Source organism: Sphingopyxis sp. (genome assembly GCF_035944815.1).
Lineage (GTDB): Bacteria > Pseudomonadota > Alphaproteobacteria > Sphingomonadales > Sphingomonadaceae > Sphingopyxis.
Map to the genome: position 1 here is coordinate 45,101 of NZ_DASZAU010000005.1, position 18,513 is coordinate 63,613.

At 66.2% G+C, this 18,513-nt stretch carries 19 protein-coding genes; 10 read left to right on the forward strand and 9 right to left on the reverse strand.

What is annotated here, in order from left to right:
- Positions 1–47 precede the first annotated feature (47 nt).
- A complete protein-coding gene (locus tag VGU00_RS08755; protein ID WP_327467566.1) occupies positions 48–500 on the reverse strand; it encodes a hypothetical protein in 453 nt (150 codons plus the stop codon).
- A gap of 153 nt (positions 501–653) precedes the next feature.
- Between VGU00_RS08755 and VGU00_RS08760 the strand changes: the two genes are divergently transcribed.
- The 3 genes from VGU00_RS08760 to VGU00_RS08770 all read left to right on the forward strand — a co-directional run bounded on the left by VGU00_RS08760 (position 654) and on the right by VGU00_RS08770 (position 2,798).
- Positions 654–1,142 carry a DUF1772 domain-containing protein gene (locus VGU00_RS08760; protein WP_327467568.1) on the forward strand — a complete coding sequence of 163 codons (489 nt, stop codon included), beginning with the start codon at positions 654–656 and terminating at the stop codon, positions 1,140–1,142.
- Between the two features lie 97 nt (positions 1,143–1,239).
- On the forward strand, positions 1,240–2,370 hold the full coding sequence (locus VGU00_RS08765) for a cell wall hydrolase (RefSeq protein WP_327467570.1): 1,131 nt from the start codon (positions 1,240–1,242) through the stop codon (positions 2,368–2,370).
- A 41-nt stretch (positions 2,371–2,411) separates the two neighbouring features.
- On the forward strand, positions 2,412–2,798 hold the full coding sequence (locus tag VGU00_RS08770) for a VOC family protein (RefSeq protein ID WP_327467572.1): 387 nt from the start codon (positions 2,412–2,414) through the stop codon (positions 2,796–2,798).
- Between the two features lie 125 nt (positions 2,799–2,923).
- Here the strand turns inward: VGU00_RS08770 and VGU00_RS08775 are convergent, their stop codons facing one another.
- From VGU00_RS08775 to VGU00_RS08795, 5 genes are all read right to left on the reverse strand, one after another.
- Positions 2,924–4,561 carry an ATP-binding protein gene (locus tag VGU00_RS08775; protein ID WP_414713516.1) on the reverse strand — a complete coding sequence of 546 codons (1,638 nt, stop codon included), beginning with the start codon at positions 4,559–4,561 and terminating at the stop codon, positions 2,924–2,926.
- Positions 4,562–4,706: 145 nt separating this feature from the next.
- Complete coding sequence (locus VGU00_RS08780; protein WP_327467574.1) at positions 4,707–5,480, reverse strand: TIGR02186 family protein; 774 nt, start codon at positions 5,478–5,480, stop codon at positions 4,707–4,709.
- Entirely contained in the window at positions 5,477–6,385 is a 909-nt protein-coding gene (locus tag VGU00_RS08785; protein WP_327467576.1) for a sulfite exporter TauE/SafE family protein, read from the reverse strand. The genes VGU00_RS08780 and VGU00_RS08785 overlap by 4 nt, the downstream gene beginning before the upstream one ends.
- A gap of 107 nt (positions 6,386–6,492) precedes the next feature.
- The gene (locus VGU00_RS08790) at positions 6,493–7,344 is read right to left on the reverse strand and encodes a hypothetical protein (protein WP_327467578.1); all 852 of its coding nucleotides are present in this window, start codon (positions 7,342–7,344) and stop codon (positions 6,493–6,495) included.
- A gap of 299 nt (positions 7,345–7,643) precedes the next feature.
- The gene (locus tag VGU00_RS08795) at positions 7,644–9,065 is read right to left on the reverse strand and encodes a glycosyl transferase family protein (protein ID WP_327467580.1); all 1,422 of its coding nucleotides are present in this window, start codon (positions 9,063–9,065) and stop codon (positions 7,644–7,646) included.
- Between the two features lie 167 nt (positions 9,066–9,232).
- Here VGU00_RS08795 and nhaA point away from each other — a divergent pair, with 167 nt between their 5' ends.
- The 4 genes from nhaA (at position 9,233) to VGU00_RS08815 (ending at position 14,019) form a co-directional block, all read left to right on the forward strand.
- Complete coding sequence (nhaA, locus tag VGU00_RS08800; protein WP_327467582.1) at positions 9,233–10,498, forward strand: Na+/H+ antiporter NhaA; 1,266 nt, start codon at positions 9,233–9,235, stop codon at positions 10,496–10,498.
- Complete coding sequence (locus VGU00_RS08805) at positions 10,498–11,991, forward strand: hypothetical protein (protein ID WP_327467584.1); 1,494 nt, start codon at positions 10,498–10,500, stop codon at positions 11,989–11,991. The genes nhaA and VGU00_RS08805 overlap by 1 nt, the downstream gene beginning before the upstream one ends.
- Before the next feature lie 139 nt (positions 11,992–12,130).
- Positions 12,131–12,898, forward strand: coding sequence for a tryptophan 2,3-dioxygenase family protein (locus tag VGU00_RS08810; protein ID WP_327467586.1), 768 nt, complete (start codon positions 12,131–12,133; stop codon positions 12,896–12,898).
- A complete protein-coding gene (locus tag VGU00_RS08815) occupies positions 12,895–14,019 on the forward strand; it encodes an aminotransferase class V-fold PLP-dependent enzyme (protein ID WP_327467588.1) in 1,125 nt (374 codons plus the stop codon). The genes VGU00_RS08810 and VGU00_RS08815 overlap by 4 nt, the downstream gene beginning before the upstream one ends.
- On the opposite strand, the gene VGU00_RS08820 is transcribed toward VGU00_RS08815, so the two are convergent.
- On the reverse strand, positions 14,016–15,023 hold the full coding sequence (locus tag VGU00_RS08820; protein ID WP_327467590.1) for an NAD(P)-dependent alcohol dehydrogenase: 1,008 nt from the start codon (positions 15,021–15,023) through the stop codon (positions 14,016–14,018). The two genes, VGU00_RS08815 and VGU00_RS08820, sit on opposite strands and share 4 nt — an antisense overlap.
- The gene (locus VGU00_RS08825; protein ID WP_327467592.1) at positions 15,023–16,762 is read right to left on the reverse strand and encodes a D-aminoacylase; all 1,740 of its coding nucleotides are present in this window, start codon (positions 16,760–16,762) and stop codon (positions 15,023–15,025) included. The genes VGU00_RS08820 and VGU00_RS08825 overlap by 1 nt, the downstream gene beginning before the upstream one ends.
- 139 nt (positions 16,763–16,901) lie before the next feature.
- Between VGU00_RS08825 and VGU00_RS08830 the strand changes: the two genes are divergently transcribed.
- Genes VGU00_RS08830 through VGU00_RS08840 form a run of 3 tightly spaced genes read left to right on the forward strand, consistent with a single transcriptional unit; the run spans position 16,902 to position 18,307 of the window.
- Positions 16,902–17,651, forward strand: coding sequence for a methyltransferase (locus VGU00_RS08830; protein WP_327467594.1), 750 nt, complete (start codon positions 16,902–16,904; stop codon positions 17,649–17,651).
- A gap of 4 nt (positions 17,652–17,655) precedes the next feature.
- Positions 17,656–17,967 carry an alkylphosphonate utilization protein gene (locus VGU00_RS08835; protein ID WP_327467596.1) on the forward strand — a complete coding sequence of 104 codons (312 nt, stop codon included), beginning with the start codon at positions 17,656–17,658 and terminating at the stop codon, positions 17,965–17,967.
- 10 nt (positions 17,968–17,977) lie between these two features.
- The gene (locus VGU00_RS08840) at positions 17,978–18,307 is read left to right on the forward strand and encodes a DMT family transporter (protein WP_414713517.1); all 330 of its coding nucleotides are present in this window, start codon (positions 17,978–17,980) and stop codon (positions 18,305–18,307) included.
- A 19-nt stretch (positions 18,308–18,326) separates the two neighbouring features.
- Here the strand turns inward: VGU00_RS08840 and VGU00_RS08845 are convergent.
- The coding region (locus tag VGU00_RS08845) for an acyl-CoA dehydrogenase family protein (protein WP_327467600.1) at positions 18,327–18,513 on the reverse strand (187 nt) is incomplete at its 5' end.

Below are 18,513 nucleotides of genomic sequence, written 5' to 3' on the forward strand. Positions count from 1 at the left end.
GGCGGCTGAGTCGGCAAGGGGGAATGCGGGCGGGCAGCGCCCCGAAACTATTCCTGCACCTCGACCGCGATATGCGGCCATGCCGCCGCCAGCTTCCCCGCCCAGCGCTCATAGGGCCAGGGAATGACATTCTCGTCGAACCAGAACAGCCGGTTGCCGTCGAGGTCATAAAGGTGAACCTCGTCGTCGCTCTCGTCCTGCCGCACGATCCGGATACTGCCGATGCGCGACGGGTGGATGCGCCCCGCGTCGCCACCGGTCGTCCCGACGCGCCCCTGCCACCAGACGAGATCGCCGGTCGCGGCGTCGACAAAACTGCCGCGGTTCGGATTCGCGAACATGTTGAGCCCGGCGCCGAGCGCGACGACGGCGCCCAGCGCCCGCGCCAGCGGAACCAGCCAGGGCGCACATTCGCGGCCGTCCTCGCTGCAATTCGTTTCGGGGTCGATCGTCGATCCCGCCCAGAAGAAGGCGACACCGAAGACAAGCAGAAGCCACATCCGGAAATCGGTTCGCGCGCTGCGCCTGTACGAAGGGATCATTGGCGAAGCCATGCCGCGAACCTAGCCGGTCAACCTCAACGGAGTGCTAATGTTCGGCTTCGCCGCAACCGCAAAACCGGCTATTCGGGGAGCGAGCTTCAGGAGGCGAATATGGCCGGCACCCTCGTTACAGCCCTGCTCTGGTTCTCGATCGTCGCGTGCGGGCTGCTTGCCGGACTCTATTTTACCTTCTCGGCCTTTGCGATGACGGCCTTTGCGCGGCTCGACACAGCCGCAGGCGTGGCGGCGATGAACAGCATCAACCGGGTGATCCAGCGCTCGTTGTTCATGCCGCTGTTCGTCGGATCGAGCCTGTCGAGCCTTGCGCTCGCCGTGATCGGCGCGCTTCATCGGGACGAAGCCGGCGCCTGCGCGGCGCTGGCCGGCGGCGCGATCTATTTCATCGGCATGTTCGTCGTCACGATGATCTTCAACGTACCGCGCAACAATGCGCTCGACGCCAGCGACCCGGCAACCGCCGAAGGCGAGGCGCTCTGGCTGCGTTACCGGAAAGAATGGACGGGCTGGAACCATGTCCGCACCCTCGCCTCGACCGCGGCGCTGGTCCTGTTCGTGATCGCGCTCGGCGGACGTCCCTGACGCGGGTGAAACATTTTGTTGGCGTTTCAGCGTATAAGACTAACAGGGCGGCCATGCGCGAATCGCGCGCCGGGTGCCGACGGAAACCGATGTACGCATGAAACCCGAACTGTCCCTGACCGCCCGCTCGACGTGGCGCGACCCGATGCCGGAAAAACCGGCAGGGCCGGGGCGTAGCTTCTGGGCCGCGATCGTCGCGGTTGTCGCGGTGGCCTGCCTCGCCTTCCTGCTGTCGAGCGGGCAGCTTCGCGCGCCGGCGGTCTTCGGACCCTATAGCGTATCGGTGCCGCTGAATTTCCGGACATATGATCCCGAACGCTGGGCGGTCATGAATGCAGAAGATTATGAAGCGGCGCTAAAAATCGACCCGACGCTGCCCGATCCCGCGAGTGTCGGCTACAGCGATGCCGCGGCCTTGCCACCGACCGATCCCGCCCTCCTTCGCGACGAGGCCTTCGTCGGACCGCCGGCCAAGCCCTATGTCTTTCGCGGCGTCACCGCGCTCGATCGCGAGCGCGCGCATTATTGCCTGACCGCCGCGATCTATTACGAAGCCGCGTCGGAAACCGACGACGGCATGCGCGGCGTCGCGCAGACGGTAATCAACCGCGTCCGCCACCCGAGCTTTCCGAACACTGTGTGCGGCGTCGTATTCCAGGGGTCGCAGCGCGCCGGCGTCTGCCAGTTCACCTTCAGCTGCGACGGCGCGATGGCACGCGCACCCGAACGGCGGAACTGGCTCCGCGCAAGCCGGATCGCCTCGTCCGCGCTCGGCGGCTATGTCTTTCCGAAAGTCGGCCTTGCCACCCATTATCACACACAGGCGATCTGGCCTCGCTGGGGCAAGAGCCTGGTGATGACGAACATCGTCGGCGCGCATATCTTCCACCGCTGGCGCGGTCGCTGGGGGATGCCCGATGCCTTTCGCGCGCCTTATCTGGGCCGCGAACCCGTGCCCGGCCCCTATCTGCCGCTCGCGCAGCAGCTAGCGATCCTGAAAGGCCAGGGCCTGCCGCCCGGCGCCGGCCCGGTTCCCGCGCTCACCGGCCCCGCCGCGACACTGCCCGATAGTGCCGCGGCGCCCTTGCCGGGCTCCATGGCCCCTGCCGTGCCCGTCGCGCCGCTCCCGACCCCGGCGCCCGCCGCACCGACCTACACCGACCCGCGGCTCAACCAGTCGGGCCAGATCCGTGAAGAATTCCGCGGCAGCGGAGAGTGGAAACAGTGACGCAAACGGCCTAGGCTGCCCGATCATCACGGGAGGCCATCATGGGACATGTCAAAGGCATTGGCGGACTGTTTTTCCGGGCGCGCGATCCCGAGGCACTCGGCGCCTGGTATCGCGAACGGCTGGGCGTCGGTGGCGGATGCAGCGCCGATGACAGCGTGCCGCCGAACCAGTGGGTCTGGAACGTCACCGCAGGGCCATTGGTCTTTTCGCCGTTCAAGGCAGACACCGACTATTTCGCCGCCGACCGCCAGTTCATGATCAACCTGCGCGTCGACGATCTCGACGCCGTGCTGGCACCGTTTCGCGAGGCGGGCGACGCGATCATCACGAAGGATGAATGGGACGACCCCGCCATCGGCCGCTTCGCGCGCGTCCACGATCCCGAGGGCAATCCGATCGAGCTTTGGGAGCCGCCGAAGCCGTAGAATCTTTGTCCGCTATGCGGACGCGGCACCGGCCCGCTCCCCCACCCGGCCTCCCATAGAATACTATGTCGGGAGGCCGGGTGGGGGAGCGGGCCGGTGCCGCTGCCGACGTCGGTCGGCGAAAATCAGCGTCCCTGGCTGCGCCAGCGCTTGACCACGCGATCGAGAATTTCGGCCTCGCCGCCGGTTTCGCGCCACAGTTTCGAGAAGAGCGGATCGCTCGACGCCGGCCGCTTTTCCTCCTCGAGCGTGTCGAGATAGACGCGGATCGGGATCGACACGCCTTCGCCGCAGACGATGCATTCGCGGTTGCGGAGCGCCGGAATCGAATCGATGAAGCCGCGCGCGCCTTCGGGCATCGCCGCCTTCACGAAATGCTGGTCGCGCTCGTTGTTGAGGCGCATCGAGATGATCGTGCCGCACTGCGACAGCACGCCTTCGGCCAAATCCGACGGGCGCTGGGTGATGAGGCCCAGCGACACGCCATATTTACGGCCTTCCTTGGCGATGCGTTCGAGGATCTTGCGGACCGCCTGTCCCGTCCCGACGTCCTTCGACGGGATGTAGCGGTGCGCTTCCTCGCACACGAGCAGGATGGGGCGCTGTGGTTCGCCGCGCGACCAGATCGCATAGTCGAACGTCAGGCGCGAGAGCACCGCGACGACGACGCCGGTGATGTCCGACGGCACGCCAGACACGTCGATGATCGAGATCGGCCGGCCGTCCGACGGCAGGCGGAAGATCTTGCCGAGGAAGCTTGCCATCGTGTCGGCGACGAGCATACCCGAGAACATGAAATTATAGCGCGGGTCGGCGCGCATTTCCTCGATCTTGCCCTTGATGCGCATGAAGGGCGCCGACGAGGTTGCCTTGTCGAGCTTGCCCATCTCGTTCTGCAGGATATTGAGCAGGTCCGAGAGCAGATAGGGGATCGGCGAGTCGACCGTGATCTTGCTCATCCCTTCGGCGAGCCGGTTCTTCGTGCGCGCCTGCAGCAGGCAGCGCGCGAGGACGTCGCAGTCGGCCTGCCGGTCGCGACCTTCGGCGGTGACGAAGACTTCGCAATGTTCCTCGAAGTTCATCAGCCAATAGGGCATCGCCAGATTGTCGACGTCGAACAGCGCGCCGGTGCCCCTGAAGGCGGCCGAATATTCGCCGTGCGGATCGATCATCACGATATGGCCCTGCGGCGCGAGTTCGCAGATCTTGTGCAGGATCAGCGCCGCGCTCGTCGACTTGCCGGTGCCGGTCGAGCCGAGCAGCGCGAAATGCTTGCCGAGCATCGCGTCGACATAGAGCGAGCCGCGAATATCCTTGGTCGGATAGACGGTGCCGATTTCGACATGCGCGCGCTCGTCGGCGGCGTAGATCTGCTTGAGGTCGGCGCTGGTCGCCGCAAAAACCTGGCTGCCCGGAATCGGATAACGCGTGACGCCGCGCCGGAAATTATGAATGCGGCCGGTGATCTTTTCCTCTTCGCCTTCGCCGAGGAAATCGATCGTCGCGACGATCAGCCCTTCGCCGCGTTCGTGCAGTTGCTGGTCGCGGATGCTTGCGATCAGCCACACATTGCCAACGCGCACCTTGACCTGCGCGCCGACCTGCCCCGCCATCGCCACCGCGGCGTCGCTGGACGACGACAATTTGCCGATCGTCACCGCATCGAGCAGGATGCGTGAGGCCGACCCCGAAATGTCGACGACTTCGCCGATCATCAGATCGTCGCGATGATGGGTAACCGCCGGCGCGACCGATGCCGCCATGCCTCCGCCCGCAAGCCGAACATGCTGCACCGCTGTCGAGTCCCCGGCATTCAAGCCGCCACCCTGCATATCCATCAATTCGCCCCGCCTGTCATGGTCCCGGGCATCGGTATCGCAGCTGAGGGTAAATATAGGCTAAAGGCTGTCAGCGACGACGGAAGATAGCCGACGCGCCATAACCGAGTATGAGCGACAGGAAAACGGCGCTGAGCCCGTAGAGAAAGCCGTGACGCTGCGCCGCGAGCGCGACGAAACGTTCGAAGCCCGCCTTGCGGATCTGGACGTCGCGCGAGGCGACCGCGAGCACGCGGCCGCGGCTGATCAGATAGGTTTCGGCACGATAGGTGCCGACGGGAACGCGCGCCGGCACCGGGATACGCGCGCGGTAAAGCACGCCTTCGGTGATTTCGACCGCCGCTGGATTTTCATAGAAAAGCCCGATCCTGCGATAGAGGTCGGTCAACCCGGCTTCGAAGCGTTCGAGCTTCCTCGCCTCCGAAAAACCGCTGGGCGACATCGACAGGTTGGCGAGCCCGAGCTCGAAGATCGCCGCGGTGCGCTCGTCGACGAGCTTGTCGATCGGGCGCGACGATCCGATCGCATAAAAGCCGGGCGACGTGCGCAGCCGCAGGCTGTTCGCATTGACCCAGATTCCCGCGACGCGCCGTTTTTCGCGCAGGATGATCGGGCGTACCGGCCCCTTCAGCACGACGACGATATCGGCGCGCTGGTCGGGCAGCCGTTGCCCCGGATAGAGGATCGCGCCGAACAGAAGCAATTCCTCGCCGGTAAAGCTGTACTGGATATCGATCGCGCGGCTCGACACGTCTGGGACCAGTCGTGGATCGGCCGCGAACGCCGCTTTTGCAGGGAGCAGCGCCAGCGCGAACCATAGGAACAAGGCGCGCACGGCTATCATTGGACGGTGTAGATTTCTTCGGGGCGGATGAAGAGGTCGACCGCCATGCGCAGCGCGACGAGCAACACGATCGCCGCCAGCGCCATGCGCAGATATTCGGGCTTCACCTTTTGCGCGAAGCGGGCGCCGAATTGCGCACCGGTGACGCTGCCGAGCAGCAGCAGCCCCGCGAGCACGATGTCCACCGCACCCGTGGTCATCGCGTGGACCATCGTCGTCGCGATGGTGACGAACAGGATCTGGAACAGCGAGGTGCCGACGACAACCTGCGTCCCCATGCCGAGCAGATAGAGCATCGCCGGCACCATGATGAAACCGCCGCCGACGCCGAGCAGCATCGTCAGCACGCCTACCGCCATGCCGAGCAGCAGCGGCGCCAGCGGCGAGATATAGAGGCCCGAGCGATAGAAACGCCAGCGCATCGGCAGGTTGGCGACCATCGGATGGTGGCGCCGCTTGCGCGCCGGGGCCGGCAGTCCCGCCTGCGCCGCGCGATACGAACCCCACGCCTCGCGCCCCATGAAGGTGCCGACGGTTCCGAGCAGGACGACATAGAGGATGTTGATCACCGTATCGATCTGTCCCCATGCGGCCAGCAATTCGAACAATCCGGCGCCGATCAGCGAGCCGATCAGGCCGCCGGCGACGAGCACGCCACCCATGTGCAGGTCGACACCATCGCGTTCGAGATGCGCCATCACGCCCGACACGCTCGCGCCGGTAACCTGCGTCGCCGCCGACGCCGCCGCCACCGTGGGCGGAATGCCGTAGAAGATCAGGAGCGGCGTGGTCAGGAACCCGCCGCCGACCCCGAACATGCCCGACAGAAACCCCACGCCGCCGCCAAGCAGGATGATGACCAGCGCATTGACCGACAGATTGGCGACTGGGAGGTAAAGATCCATGGGCCCCGAAATATGCGTCTGCGGCGTAAAACTGCGCCGAGTCCCGCGACCCTAGAGCATTTTTTCGAGGCGGGGAATCGGCTGTGACAGCTAAATTTTCCAGGCCGTCAGAAGTCGCTCGCGAGCGTCAGCGCCAGCCCGCTCTCGGGGTGCGCGTCGCCGGCGACGCGCTGGCGCCAGTCGAGCGCGACGCGGCTTCCTTCGCCGACGTCGGGAAGGCGGAGCGTCAACCGCGGACCGACATCGACGCGCGCGGCGCCCGGCTGCACCGCGCCCGCCGCCAGCGCCCCGAGCCGCAGCGGCGCGTTGTCGTCGGCCCCAACGCGGCGATCGACCACAACCGCGCCGTCGACGAACCCGTCGCGCCGCCGCGCGCCGACAAGACCCGCCTGCCCATAGGCCTCGAGCCGGAAGCCGGCGGGCAACGCGACGTCGCCGACGCCGCCGCTGACCATCGCGGCGAAGGCGCTTCGTCCTTCCTTGCCGGTCGCGACTCTGCGCTCGATCGCCAGATCGACCGGTAGCCGCGCCAGCGGCGCGAAGACAAAGCCGAGCGCGACCTCGCGCTGCTCGGGCCGGCGTATCGCCATCGTCGCGCGCGCATAGACGCGGGCGCGCCCGGTCTCGCCAAAACCATAGCCAAGCCGCAGCCCCGCCTGACTGCCGCCAAGCTGGCTCGCCGCCGCAATACCCTCAGCCCCACCATGGTCGCCGTCGCGCAGATACGCCCAGCCGCCGAGCGACCAGCCCGCCAGTTGCCGCTTGATCCAGAAAGGCTTGCCCTGCCCCGGTTCGGCGCGTGCGGCGGCGGCGTCGCGCAGCCACATCGGCTCGCCGGCCGCCACGGCCGATCGTGTCGCGCGCCCGGGCATCGCCGGCAGGAGCCGCGCGATCAGGGCGAGACGCAGGCTGTGCCGGTCGACGCTCAACCCGCCGCCCGTCGGTACGGACAAAGCCATTGCGCTCGCCCTCCCGTTTGCGGGGCCTTGCGACCGCGCCGCCGTAACGGTCGATGCCCGACCCGTCCTGTCGAAAGCCATCCTTTCGGGTCCGCCGTCCCCCGAGCCCTTGTTCATCGGGGAGGTCGCGTTCGCCGCGAAGGGCGACGGCGCCGACCACGGCGGCACAATCGCAGCCGGCGGCAAAGGCACGGCCGGATTCCACGCCGTCAGAACGCGCAGCGACACCCAGCCGCCGATGCACAGGAACAGGAAACGCAGGGCGGGTGCATCGCGGCGAAGCGCCGATCGCCGCACCATCATCGCGGCGCGACCGGTACGGCGACGGGATCCGCAGACATGTCGCTTTCGAGATGCTCGGTCTTGTCCCACACCACCTCGCCCGACCGCAGCATCCGCCAATAGATCGCGACCGCGCGCCGCGCGGCGAGCATCGCGATGATATTGGCGACAAAGGCGCGCGGCAATGCGAGCCAGCCCTGCCGCCAACCGTACCAGCGCGCGGTGAAATGGCCGCGCAAGCCCAGCCGCCAGAGTAGCATGACCGCATTGAGCGCGAGGAGCAGGCGCAAACCCTCGCCGATTGCCACCTCGCGCCAGCCGAACAGCGCCTGCCCGGCCCAGCCGATCGCGGTGACGATCAATCCCGCATAGGCGGCGAGCAGCACGAGTGCGGCAAGCGGCGCACGCCGGTCGCGCCACAGCATCCAGCGCGCAAGCCAGTTGCGGCCTGGCGACGGGCCGATGCCCTGCCGCGCCCCTGGCCAGCCGAGATGATCCCAGCCGGCAAGCGCAATTCCCGCAACCCAGCGCGCCTTTTGCCGCACCGCGGCGTCGATCCGGCCGGGGAAGGCGCCGCGCGACACAATCGGTGTCCCCGTCCGGCCGACCGCCGTCATGAACCGGGCGCCAAGGCCATAGGTGCCGAGCAGCATCCCGACCTCATAATCCTCGGTCAGGCTGTCGCAGCGAAAGGGATCGCCGCCGCGCTCGATCGCGAGCAGTGCGAGCGCGCCCCGGCTCAGCGCGCAGCCGACGCCGGCCGAAGGCAGCGGCATGCCGAGACGCGAACGCACCACCAGTTCCTTGCCATGCGCTTCGGCAAATTCATCGCCATAATGGCCGCCGATCCACTGCGATCCGCCGACGATCCGCGGCACGACCGGGATCTGTACCATCGCATTGTCGGCAAGGCCGATACGATAGAGCGCGAGTTCGTCGGCGTGGACATGGTCCTCGGCATCATGGAGCACCACCGCGGCGCAGCGCATGGCACCGGCGCGCTCGTCCTCGCAAAGCGCGGCCCACAGCCGGTTGAGATTGTCGCCCTTGGTCGTCGGCCCCTCGCGCTCGTTGATCACGAGCCGCAGCCGCCGATCGCGTGCGATCAGCGGCGAGACAGCGAAAAGCGTGGTTGCATCATTGGGATAACAGCCCACATAAAGGACGAAATCCTCGCCCGCCCAGGCATCGAGCGTCCGGCGCAACATCGCCGGAAGGACGCTGGCCTCGTCCCACGCGGGAATGAAAACGGCGAGCGTTCCGGCGATCGGCGCCGTGGCCGGCATGCGGGCCGGATCCGGCCGACGGGTCGCCAGCCACAAGGCATCGAACAGCAAGTCGTCGAGCCCGATCAACAGGATTCCGACCGATGCGAACAGCATCAGTTCGTGGCCGGCCCCCATCACCAGCCATTCCAGCCATGCAGACGAAAGCTCCACCTGCTAGCCCGGCCCCCAACCGTTGCGGCATGATGCCCCTTTAACAAGGATGTTAATCTGCGGCGTGAATTTGTAAAGCTAGGCGCTTGTCGATAGGGAAACGACAATCCTTTGCAGCTACCGGGACATATCCAATCGTGAATCGCAGTTTTCCGCCCCGTTCAGCCTTGCGCGACTTTCTGGAGAGCGAAAGCGCCGGCGGGATATTGCTGATTTTCGCAGCCATTTTGGCGATGATTGTTGCCAATTCGTCGCTCGGTGAAACCTATGAGCATGCGATCCATGCCGTGACCGGGCCGGTCCTGACCGACAAGCTGGGGCCGATGACCGTCCATCTCTGGATCAACGACGGGCTGATGGCGATCTTCTTCCTGCTCGTCGGGCTCGAGATCAAGCGCGAGTTCGTCGATGGACGCCTCGCGAGCTGGGAACGGCGGCGCCTGCCCTTCATCGCGGCGGCGGCCGGAATGGCAGTGCCCGCCGCGCTCTACATGGTCTTCGCCGGAACGACGCCGGGGCTGGCACAGGGCTGGGCAATCCCGGCCGCGACCGACATCGCCTTTGCAATGGGCGTCCTCGCCTTGCTCGGCAAGCGCGCGCCCACCTCGCTGAAACTCTTCCTCGTCACCGTCGCCATCGTCGACGACATGGGCGCGGTCGCGATCATCGCACTCTTCTATACCGCCAAGATCAACCTGCTCGCGCTCGGCGCGGCAGCCGTCATCCTCGGCGTCATGTTCGCGCTCGGCCGAATGCGGATGAAGAGCCTGCCGCTCTATCTGCTGCTGTTCGCGCTGCTCTGGTACGCAATGTTGCTGTCGGGTGTGCATGCGACGATCGCGGGCGTGCTCGCCGCGATGGCGATCCCGTTCGAACGCACGCCCGGCGCGCCCGACAGCGAGACCTCTCCGCTGCACCGGCTCGAACATGCGCTCCACCCATGGGTCGCCTTCGCGATCGTACCGCTGTTCGGCTTCGCCAATGCCGGCGTCGATCTTGGCGGCCTGACCGCCGAGCAGATTTTTGCGCCGCTGCCGCTCGGTATCGCGGCGGGACTGTTCTTCGGCAAGCAGGTCGGCATTTTCGGCAGCGTCTGGCTGTCGGTCAAACTCGGGATCGCGGGCAAGCTGCGCGGCGCGACCTGGCTCCAGATTTACGGCGTCGCGATGCTCTGCGGGATCGGTTTCACGATGAGCCTGTTCATCGGCGGCCTCGCCTTCCCAGCCGATCCCTTGCTGATCGAGGAGGCGAAGATCGGCATTTTGATGGGGTCGCTCGCCGCGGCGCTGGCAGGCTATGCGGTGTTAAGGCTCGCGCCGCTCCATCCCCGCCACGATACGATCGAAGGTGAATCGGACGCCGAAATCGCCGCCGACGGCGATGTCCTCGACATCTGCGATCCCGAAGCGCCGCAGGAACAGGCGGCCGGCTGATGCGATGGCACAGGCACCTGACCGGCGCGATGCTGGCGGCGAGCCTGACGCTGCCCGGCTGCTATGCGCTCGACCCCGAGATGCGCCGCGCGGTTGCCGAGCGTAAGGCACAGGAGCGCGCGCAGCGAGATGCACCGCCGGCCGAGCCCGCCAAGAGGGCCGAAGTTGCGGCGCCCGACGTGCCGCAAGTCGACGTCCGCCGAACCGGAGACCATGCCGACTGGCCCGCCCCGCGCCCCGCGATCGATGCGGCAGCGGCGAGCGAAGCCGGACAGGCGATCGCCGAGATCGCGACCGCTTATGTGCAGCTCAGCCTCGAGATCGGGACGCACGAAAAGGGCTATATCGACGCCTATTACGGACCCAAGCAGCTGCTCGACGCTGCCGTCGGCAAGCCGCGCGACAAGGCGGCGCTGCTGCTCGCGGCGCGCGAACTGATGGCGAAAGTCGGGACCGCGATTCCCGGCCTCGCCGATCCCATCGAACGGCGTCGCGCTGCCTTTCTCGCGGCGCAACTCCGCGCGGCGGAAACGCGGCTCGAAATGATGCAGGGGGTGCGCTTCGCCTTCGCCGACGAATCCGAACGGCTGTTCGGCGTGCGTCCCCAGCTCAAGCCGCTCACCGCCTATGACGCGCCGCTCGCGGCGATCGCGGCGATGGTGCCCGGCGAAGGCCCGCTTGCCGACCGGGTCGAGACTTATCTCGATCGCTTCACCATCCCCAGGGACCGCCTGCAAAAAGTGTTCGACGCCGCGATCGCCCGCTGCCGCGGCCGCACCGCGGCGCATGTCCCGATGCCGACGAGCGAGAGCTTCGATCTGGAATTCGTTACCGGCAAAAGCTGGAGCGGCTATAATTATTATATGGGTGGCTATCACAGCATCATCCAGGTCAACACCGACCTGCCGATCCGCCTGTCGCGCGCGCTCGACCTTGGTTGCCACGAAGGATATCCGGGGCATCACCTGCTCAACATGAAGATCGAGGAACAGCTGGTGCGCGGGCGCGGCTGGATCGAGTTCAGCGTCTATCCGCTCTACAGCCCGCAAAGCCTGATCGCCGAGGGCACCGCCAATTATGGCATCGACCTCGCCTTCCCCGACAAGACGCGCCCCGATACCGAACGCGACGTCCTGATGCCCCTCGCCGAGATCGCGCCGCCGACCGACGATAAATATTGGCAGCTGCTCGATGCGATGAAGGCGCTGCAGGGCGCGCGGCTGACGATCGCGCAGCAATATCTCGACGGCCAGATCGACCGCACGGCCGCACTCGCGCTCACCCAGAAATATTTGCTCGTATCGCCGGCACGCGCCGAGCAGATGACCGCCTTCACCGACAAATATCGCAGCTATGTGATCAACTATGGCCTCGGCGAAGAGATTGTCCGCGGCTTCATCGAACGCGGCGAACCCGACCGCGACGAAATCTGGCGGCGTATGGCACTGATCCTCGGCGAGCCAACGCTGCCCGCGGACCTGTTGGCGCCATGAACGCCGGCGCCCTTCTCCTGTGGCTCGGCCAGGCGGGCTCGCCCCGGCGCCCACCCGCGGGCGTGATGCCGCGCGGATAACGAACCGGCGCTGCAAGGCGCCTTCGATTATCCATGCCATCAAGACGAAGGAGCAGATCATGCTCGACAAGACCGAAACCCATCGCCGCATCGAAACGCCCGACATGAAGGATTATGGCGTCTATCTTGCGGTCGACCGCCTGCTCGACTGCCAGAAGCCGCTGGCCGAGCTTTGCACCCCCGACGAACTCCAGTTCCAGATCGTTCATCAGGTCGAGGAACTGTGGATGAAGCTGATGGCCTTCACGCTCGTCGAGATCGACGGCCATATGGCGACAGGCGAGACGATGCGCGTCCTGACCCTCTTCGACCGCGTAAACCGCATCATGCGGATGATGACCGACCAATTGTCGCTGCTCGAAACGATGAGCCCCTTCGACTATCAATCGATCCGGCTCCAGCTCGGCAATGGATCGGGACAGGAAAGCCCGGGTTTCCAGCTCCTCCTGACGATGCCGCAGCCGCTGTGGGCACGCTACAAAGCTGTTTATCTCGACCCCGCCGGACGCAGTGTCGCCGACGTCTACGACACCGGCTACAAGCATGACGAAGCCTATATGGTCGCCGAAGCGCTGATCGAATTCGACGAATTGTTCCAGATCTTCCGCGCACACCATATCTACCTCATCCACCGCTCGATCGGCATGGGATCGAAGTCGCTGAAGGGGCGCCCGGTCGAGTTGCTCAACGCCGGCGCACGGCACCGCTTCTTCCCCGAACTCTGGGATATTCGCGCCGACATGACCGACCGCTGGGGCGCCGAATATGGCGTGAAGCGCGACAGCATCAGCGGCGCTTCGTCGGCCGGCCACGGCAGCGGATTGTGAGCGCGCTGCTGCCGGAGGCGGTCCGCGACCGCTTCCACCTGCCGCCGCGAGCCGTCTATCTCAAGAGCCATAGCGTCGGCTGCCAGCCGCGCACGGCGGAGGGTCTGCTGCGCGAACGGCTGCTCGAGCCCTGGCGCGAAACGGGCGAAGCCTGGCCGCACTGGCTGGACGCCATCGACGCCTGGCGCGCCGCGCTCGCCGGGCTGATCGGCGTCGAGCCGCGCGACCTCTGCCCCGCGACCAACGTCACTGCAGGCCTCTCGCGCTATATCTCGGCGCTGGGGCAGGCGACCGACCGGCGCACGATCCTGCTCGCGCCGAGCGCGTTTCCGACGATCGGCTATCTCGCGGGCGGCCTCGCGGCGGCGGGGTGGAAGACGCGCTACCTTCCCGATGATGCCGATGTTCGCGACGCCGCGAACTGGACGGCCGCGCTCGACGACGATGTCGCGCTCGTCGTCGCGATGCACGTCAGTTCGAACAGCGGCGCGCTCACCGACATCGCCGCCGTCGCGTCGGTCGCACAGGCGGCGGGTGCGCGCTGTGTCGCCGACTGCGCGCAGTCGGTCGGCATCGTGCCGGTGACGCCCGCCCGCTGGGGGGTCGACGCCGTGCTCGGCACCAGCGTCAAATGGCTCTGCGGCGGTCCGGGCGCGGCATGGCTGTGGGTCGCGCCGCACGACCGCACCGCGCTCGATCCGATGGAGCGCGGCTGGTGGAGCCACGAAAACCCGTTCGAAATGGACATCCACGATTTCCGCTATGCGCCCGATGCGCGGCGCTGGTGGGGCGGTACGCCCGACGTCGCGCCTTTCGCGCTGTCGGCGGCGGGGATCGGCGAGATTGCGGCGATCGGCGTCGACGCCGCCCGTTCGCACAACCGCGCGCTGCAAGCGATGCTGCGCGAGGCGCTCGAACCCGAAACGCCGCAATGGCGCTGGCCGGCCGGCGAAATCGGCGGCACGCTTTGCATCGACACCGGCGCCGACCAGCCGCGCGTTGCGGAAGCGCTCGACCGCGACCGGCTGCGCACCGATTTTCGCGGTACGATCCTGCGCCTGTCATTCCACGCCTATAACAGCGTCGCCGACGTCGAACGGACGGTGACCGCACTCGGCTAGATATCCACGACGATCTTGCCGAAATGCGCGTTGGCGATCTGGTGCCGAAAGGCATCGCCCAGCTTTTCGAGCGGGAAATGGTCGCTGATGACGGGGCGAATGCCATTGGCTTCGACCCCGGCAATCATGTCGAGCTGCTGCGCCCGGCTTCCGACGGTCAGACCCTGCACGCGCAAATTCTTGCTCATCAGCAGCGCGGTCTGCACCGGACCGGCGATGCCCGTAAGCACGCCGATCAGCGCGACATGGCCGCCGACGCGCGCCGCGACCATCGACTGGTCGAGCGTTCCGGCACCGCCGATCTCGACCACCGTATCGACGCCCCGCCCGCCCGTCAGCTCGAGCGCTTTCGCGCCCCATTTCGGCTCTTCCTTGTAATTGACCAGTTCGTCGGCCCCGAGCGCCTTCAGCCGTTCGAGCTTCGCGTCGGACGAGCTTGTCGCGATCACGCGCGCCCCCGCCGCCTTGGCGAATTGCAGCGCGAACACCGACACGCCGCCGCTGCCCTGGACCAGCACGGTCGAGCCCGGCTGCGTGGCTCCATCGACGAACAGCGCGCGCCACGCGGTCAGGCCGGCGCAGGTCAGCGTCGCGGCCTCGGCGGCCGACCAGCCCGCCGGCGCGCGGGTGAACCAGTGCTGCGGGACGACGACAGCCTCGCGCGCATAGCCGTCGATGCCGTCGCCCGGCACCTTGGTGAAGGCGCCGGCCGGCGGCGCACCATCGGCCCATTCGGGGAAGAAAAGCGACACCACAAGATCGCCGACCGCGAAACCGGTCACGCCCGCGCCCACCGCCTCGACCACGCCCGCGCCGTCGGACATCGGAATGCGATTCTCCGCGGTCGGGATCATCCCCGCGACCACCGCAAAGTCGTGGAAATTGAGCGACGACGCGCCGAGCCGCACGCGAATCTCGCCCGGCCCCGGATCGCCGGGATCGGGCAGGTCGGCGAGCACCAGATTGTCGAGCGACGCGGGTGCCCGCAGATGGATGGCGCGCACTATTCGGCAGCCATCGCCATTTCGACGCGCTGCGGGCCGCGGATGACGCCGCCGGGGGTCGGACCCTGCATTTCGCCATCCCGGAACGTCACGACGCCCGACTTGACCGTCGCAACATAACCGTCGGCCTTTTGCAGCAGGCGCTTGCCGCCTGCCGGAAGATCGAAAGCGAGCCAGGGCTTGCCGAGCTTGATCGCATCCATGTCGATGACGTTCAGATCGGCGAGATAGCCGGGCGCAAGCACGCCGCGATCCTCAAGGCCATAGAGCATCGCCGTGTCGCGGCACTGGCGCTTCACCGCATGTTCGAGCGCGACGCGGTTGCCTTTGCGATCGCGCACCCAATGCTGGAGCATGAAGGTCGGGGAAGCGGCATCGCAGATCGTCCCGCAATGCGCGCCGCCGTCGGACAGGCTGTTCACCGTGTCGTCGGACGCCTGCAGATCTTCGAGGAAATTGAGGTTGCCGTCGCGGTAGTTCAAAATCGGGAAATAGATGAAGCCCTTGCCGTCGTCCTTCATCAGCAGGTCATAGGCATATTCGGCCGGCGACACGCCCGCGGCCACCGCGCGCGCCATGATGCTCTCGTCCATCTTCGGCTCGTAATTGAAATCCGGATCCATTTCGAAATGGACCGGCCAGCCTTCGGCCACGACCTTGAGGAAGTCGAGGATGTCGCTTTCGGGCCAGACATTCTCTTCCGAAATCATCCGCGCCTTGAACGCCGGGTCCTTCAGCTTCGCAAGCTGCTCGGCCCACGGCAGGTCGATAATCTCGTTCCACGCAGGCTTGAAACGGAACGGATGCACCGTCCCCTGCCACGCCATGATGACGCCATTGCCGCGCAGCGCGATCTGCGCGACGATGTTCGCGCCGGTCGCATTCTGCTTCCGCATCTCCGAAATCTGTTCCTCGAGCGGCAATTCCTTGGCGATCGACTGGAGCGCAGCAAAGGTCACAGGCAGCCCGGTCTCGCGGCTCAAATCGCCCATCCACTGGAACTCGTTCCACTCGCGCTTCATGTCGCTCGCCATTTCGAACACGCCATAACCGACGCGCCCCATCGCGCGGCCGATCGCGACCAGTTCTTCGGCAGTCGCGGTGGTGCCGGGCACGAGCTCGCCGTCGACCGACTTGTGGAGCACGGTGCGGCTGGTCGAGAAGCCGAGCGCGCCCGCGCGCACGCCCTCCTCGACGATGCGCGACATTTCGGCGATATCTTCGTCGGTCGGGATCGCGCCGGGCTTTTCGCGGTCGCCGAGCACATAGGCGCGCACCGCGCCGTGCGGAACGTGGCAGGCGACGTCGACGGTGCGCGGCAGTTTCTCGAGCGCGTCCATATATTCGGGGAAGGTCTCCCAATCCCACGACATGCCTTCGGCAAGCGCGGTGCCGGGGATATCCTCGACGCCCTCCATCAGCGAGATCAGCCATTCGTGGCGGTCGGGCTTGGCGGGCGCGAAGCCGACGCCGCAATTGCCCATCACGACCGTCGTGACGCCGTGCCAGCTCGACGGCGCCATTTCGGCGTCCCACGTCGCCTGCCCATCATAATGGGTGTGGACGTCGACGAAGCCCGGCGTGACGATCTTGCCGCCGGCGTCGATCTCCTCGCGCCCGGCGCCAAGGTTTTCGCCCACGGCGACGATCCGGTCGCCGTCGACCGCGACATCCGCGACAAAGGGCGCTCCGCCCGAACCATCGACGACGGTGCCGCCGCGAATCACCAGATCATGCATGTCCGCTCTCCCAAGCTTTTTGGCCAGTTTTTTAGTTTCACGAAGAAACCTATCATCAAAATTGCGAGATGCAAATAAGCGCGCGGCCCCTGCGACAAGGCGCTATGATGGCCGGACGAAATTATTGGGAGTCGATGCCATGATCCGCCCGCTTGCCCTCGCCCTCCTTCTGGCCGTTTCGGCGACGCCGCTCGCCGCCAAGGAGGCCGCCGCCCCCTCTTACAAGACCGCGCTCGCTGATCCGGCGCGCCCCGCCGCCGATCGCGAACGCGACACGGCGCGCAAGCCTGCCGAGCTGCTCGCATTTGCCCAGATCAGGTCCGGCCAGAAGGTCGGCGACTATGTGATGGGCGGCGGTTACGTCACGCGCCTGCTCGCGGCCGCCGTCGGTCCGACCGGCAAGGTCTATGCGTTCCAGCCCGCCGAATTCATCGCGTTCAAGAAACAATATGGCGACGATCAGGCCGCAGTCGACGCCGCCTATGCCAATGTCGATGCGGTAGCCGGCTCCTTCGCGGCGCCCGCTTTCGCCACGCCGCTCGACACGATCATCACGGTACAAAATTTCCACGACCTCTATTTGAAGCCCTTCCCCGCCGGGACGGGTGACAAGGCGAGCGCGGCGCTGTTCGCAGCGTTGAAACCCGGCGGCGCGCTGATCGTCGTCGATCATGTCGCCGCGGGCGGCAGCGGCACGACGCTCTCGGACAGCCTGCACCGCATCGACAAAGCCGCGGTGGTTGACACGCTGACCAAGGCGGGTTTCAGGCTCGAGGCCGAAAGTGACCTCTACAAACGCGCCGACGACCCGCACACCGCGAATGTCTTCGATGCGGCGATCCGCGGCAAGACCGACCAGTTCGCCCTGCGCTTCCGCAAACCGGGATAAGAGAATGACGAGCGACGACGAAGATTATGTCTATGACGAGGCGAGCGGCGAATGGATGTCGGCCGGCGAGATGGCCGCTCGCGACGCCACGGCAGCCGCCGGGCCCGAGGTCCGTGACGCGGTCGGCAATCTGCTCGCAGGCGGCGATTCGGTCGTGCTGGTCAAGGATCTGACGGTAAAGGGCGCGGGGCAGACGCTGAAGGTCGGCACCGTGATCAAGTCGATCCGCCTGACCGGCGACGCGCAGGAAATCGACTGCCGGCACGACGGCATCAAGGGACTGGTGTTGCGCGCGGAATTTGTCCGGAAGCGCTAGGAGTCAAGTCTTGCAATATATCTACCTCGGGATCGCGATTGTCGCCGAAGTGATCGCGACATCGTTTCTGAAGCAGTCGGACGGTTTCCGAAATCTCGGGGCGTCGCTGATCATGGCGACGGGCTATATCGTCGCCTTCTATTTCCTGTCGCTGGCGCTGCGCGACATTCCCACGGGCATCGCCTATGCGATCTGGTCGGGCGTGGGCATCGTGCTGATCGCCACCGTCGCCTGGATCTTTCAGGATCAGCGCCTTGATGGGCCCGCGATCGCTGGCATGGTGCTGATCGTCGCGGGTGTCGCGATCATGAACATCTGGTCGAAGACGGCCACCCACTGACGGACGGCCGCTCCGGCATTCAGGAAAACAGGCCCTTCCTCGGCCCCAGATAACCGAACAGATATGCTGCGACTTTTCGCATCTGGATTTCTTCGGCGCCTTCGGTGATGCGGTATCGGCGGTGGTGGCGGTAGATATGTTCGAACGGTTTGTGGCGCGAGTAACCGATGCCGCCATGGACCTGCATCGCGCGGTCGGCGGCTTCG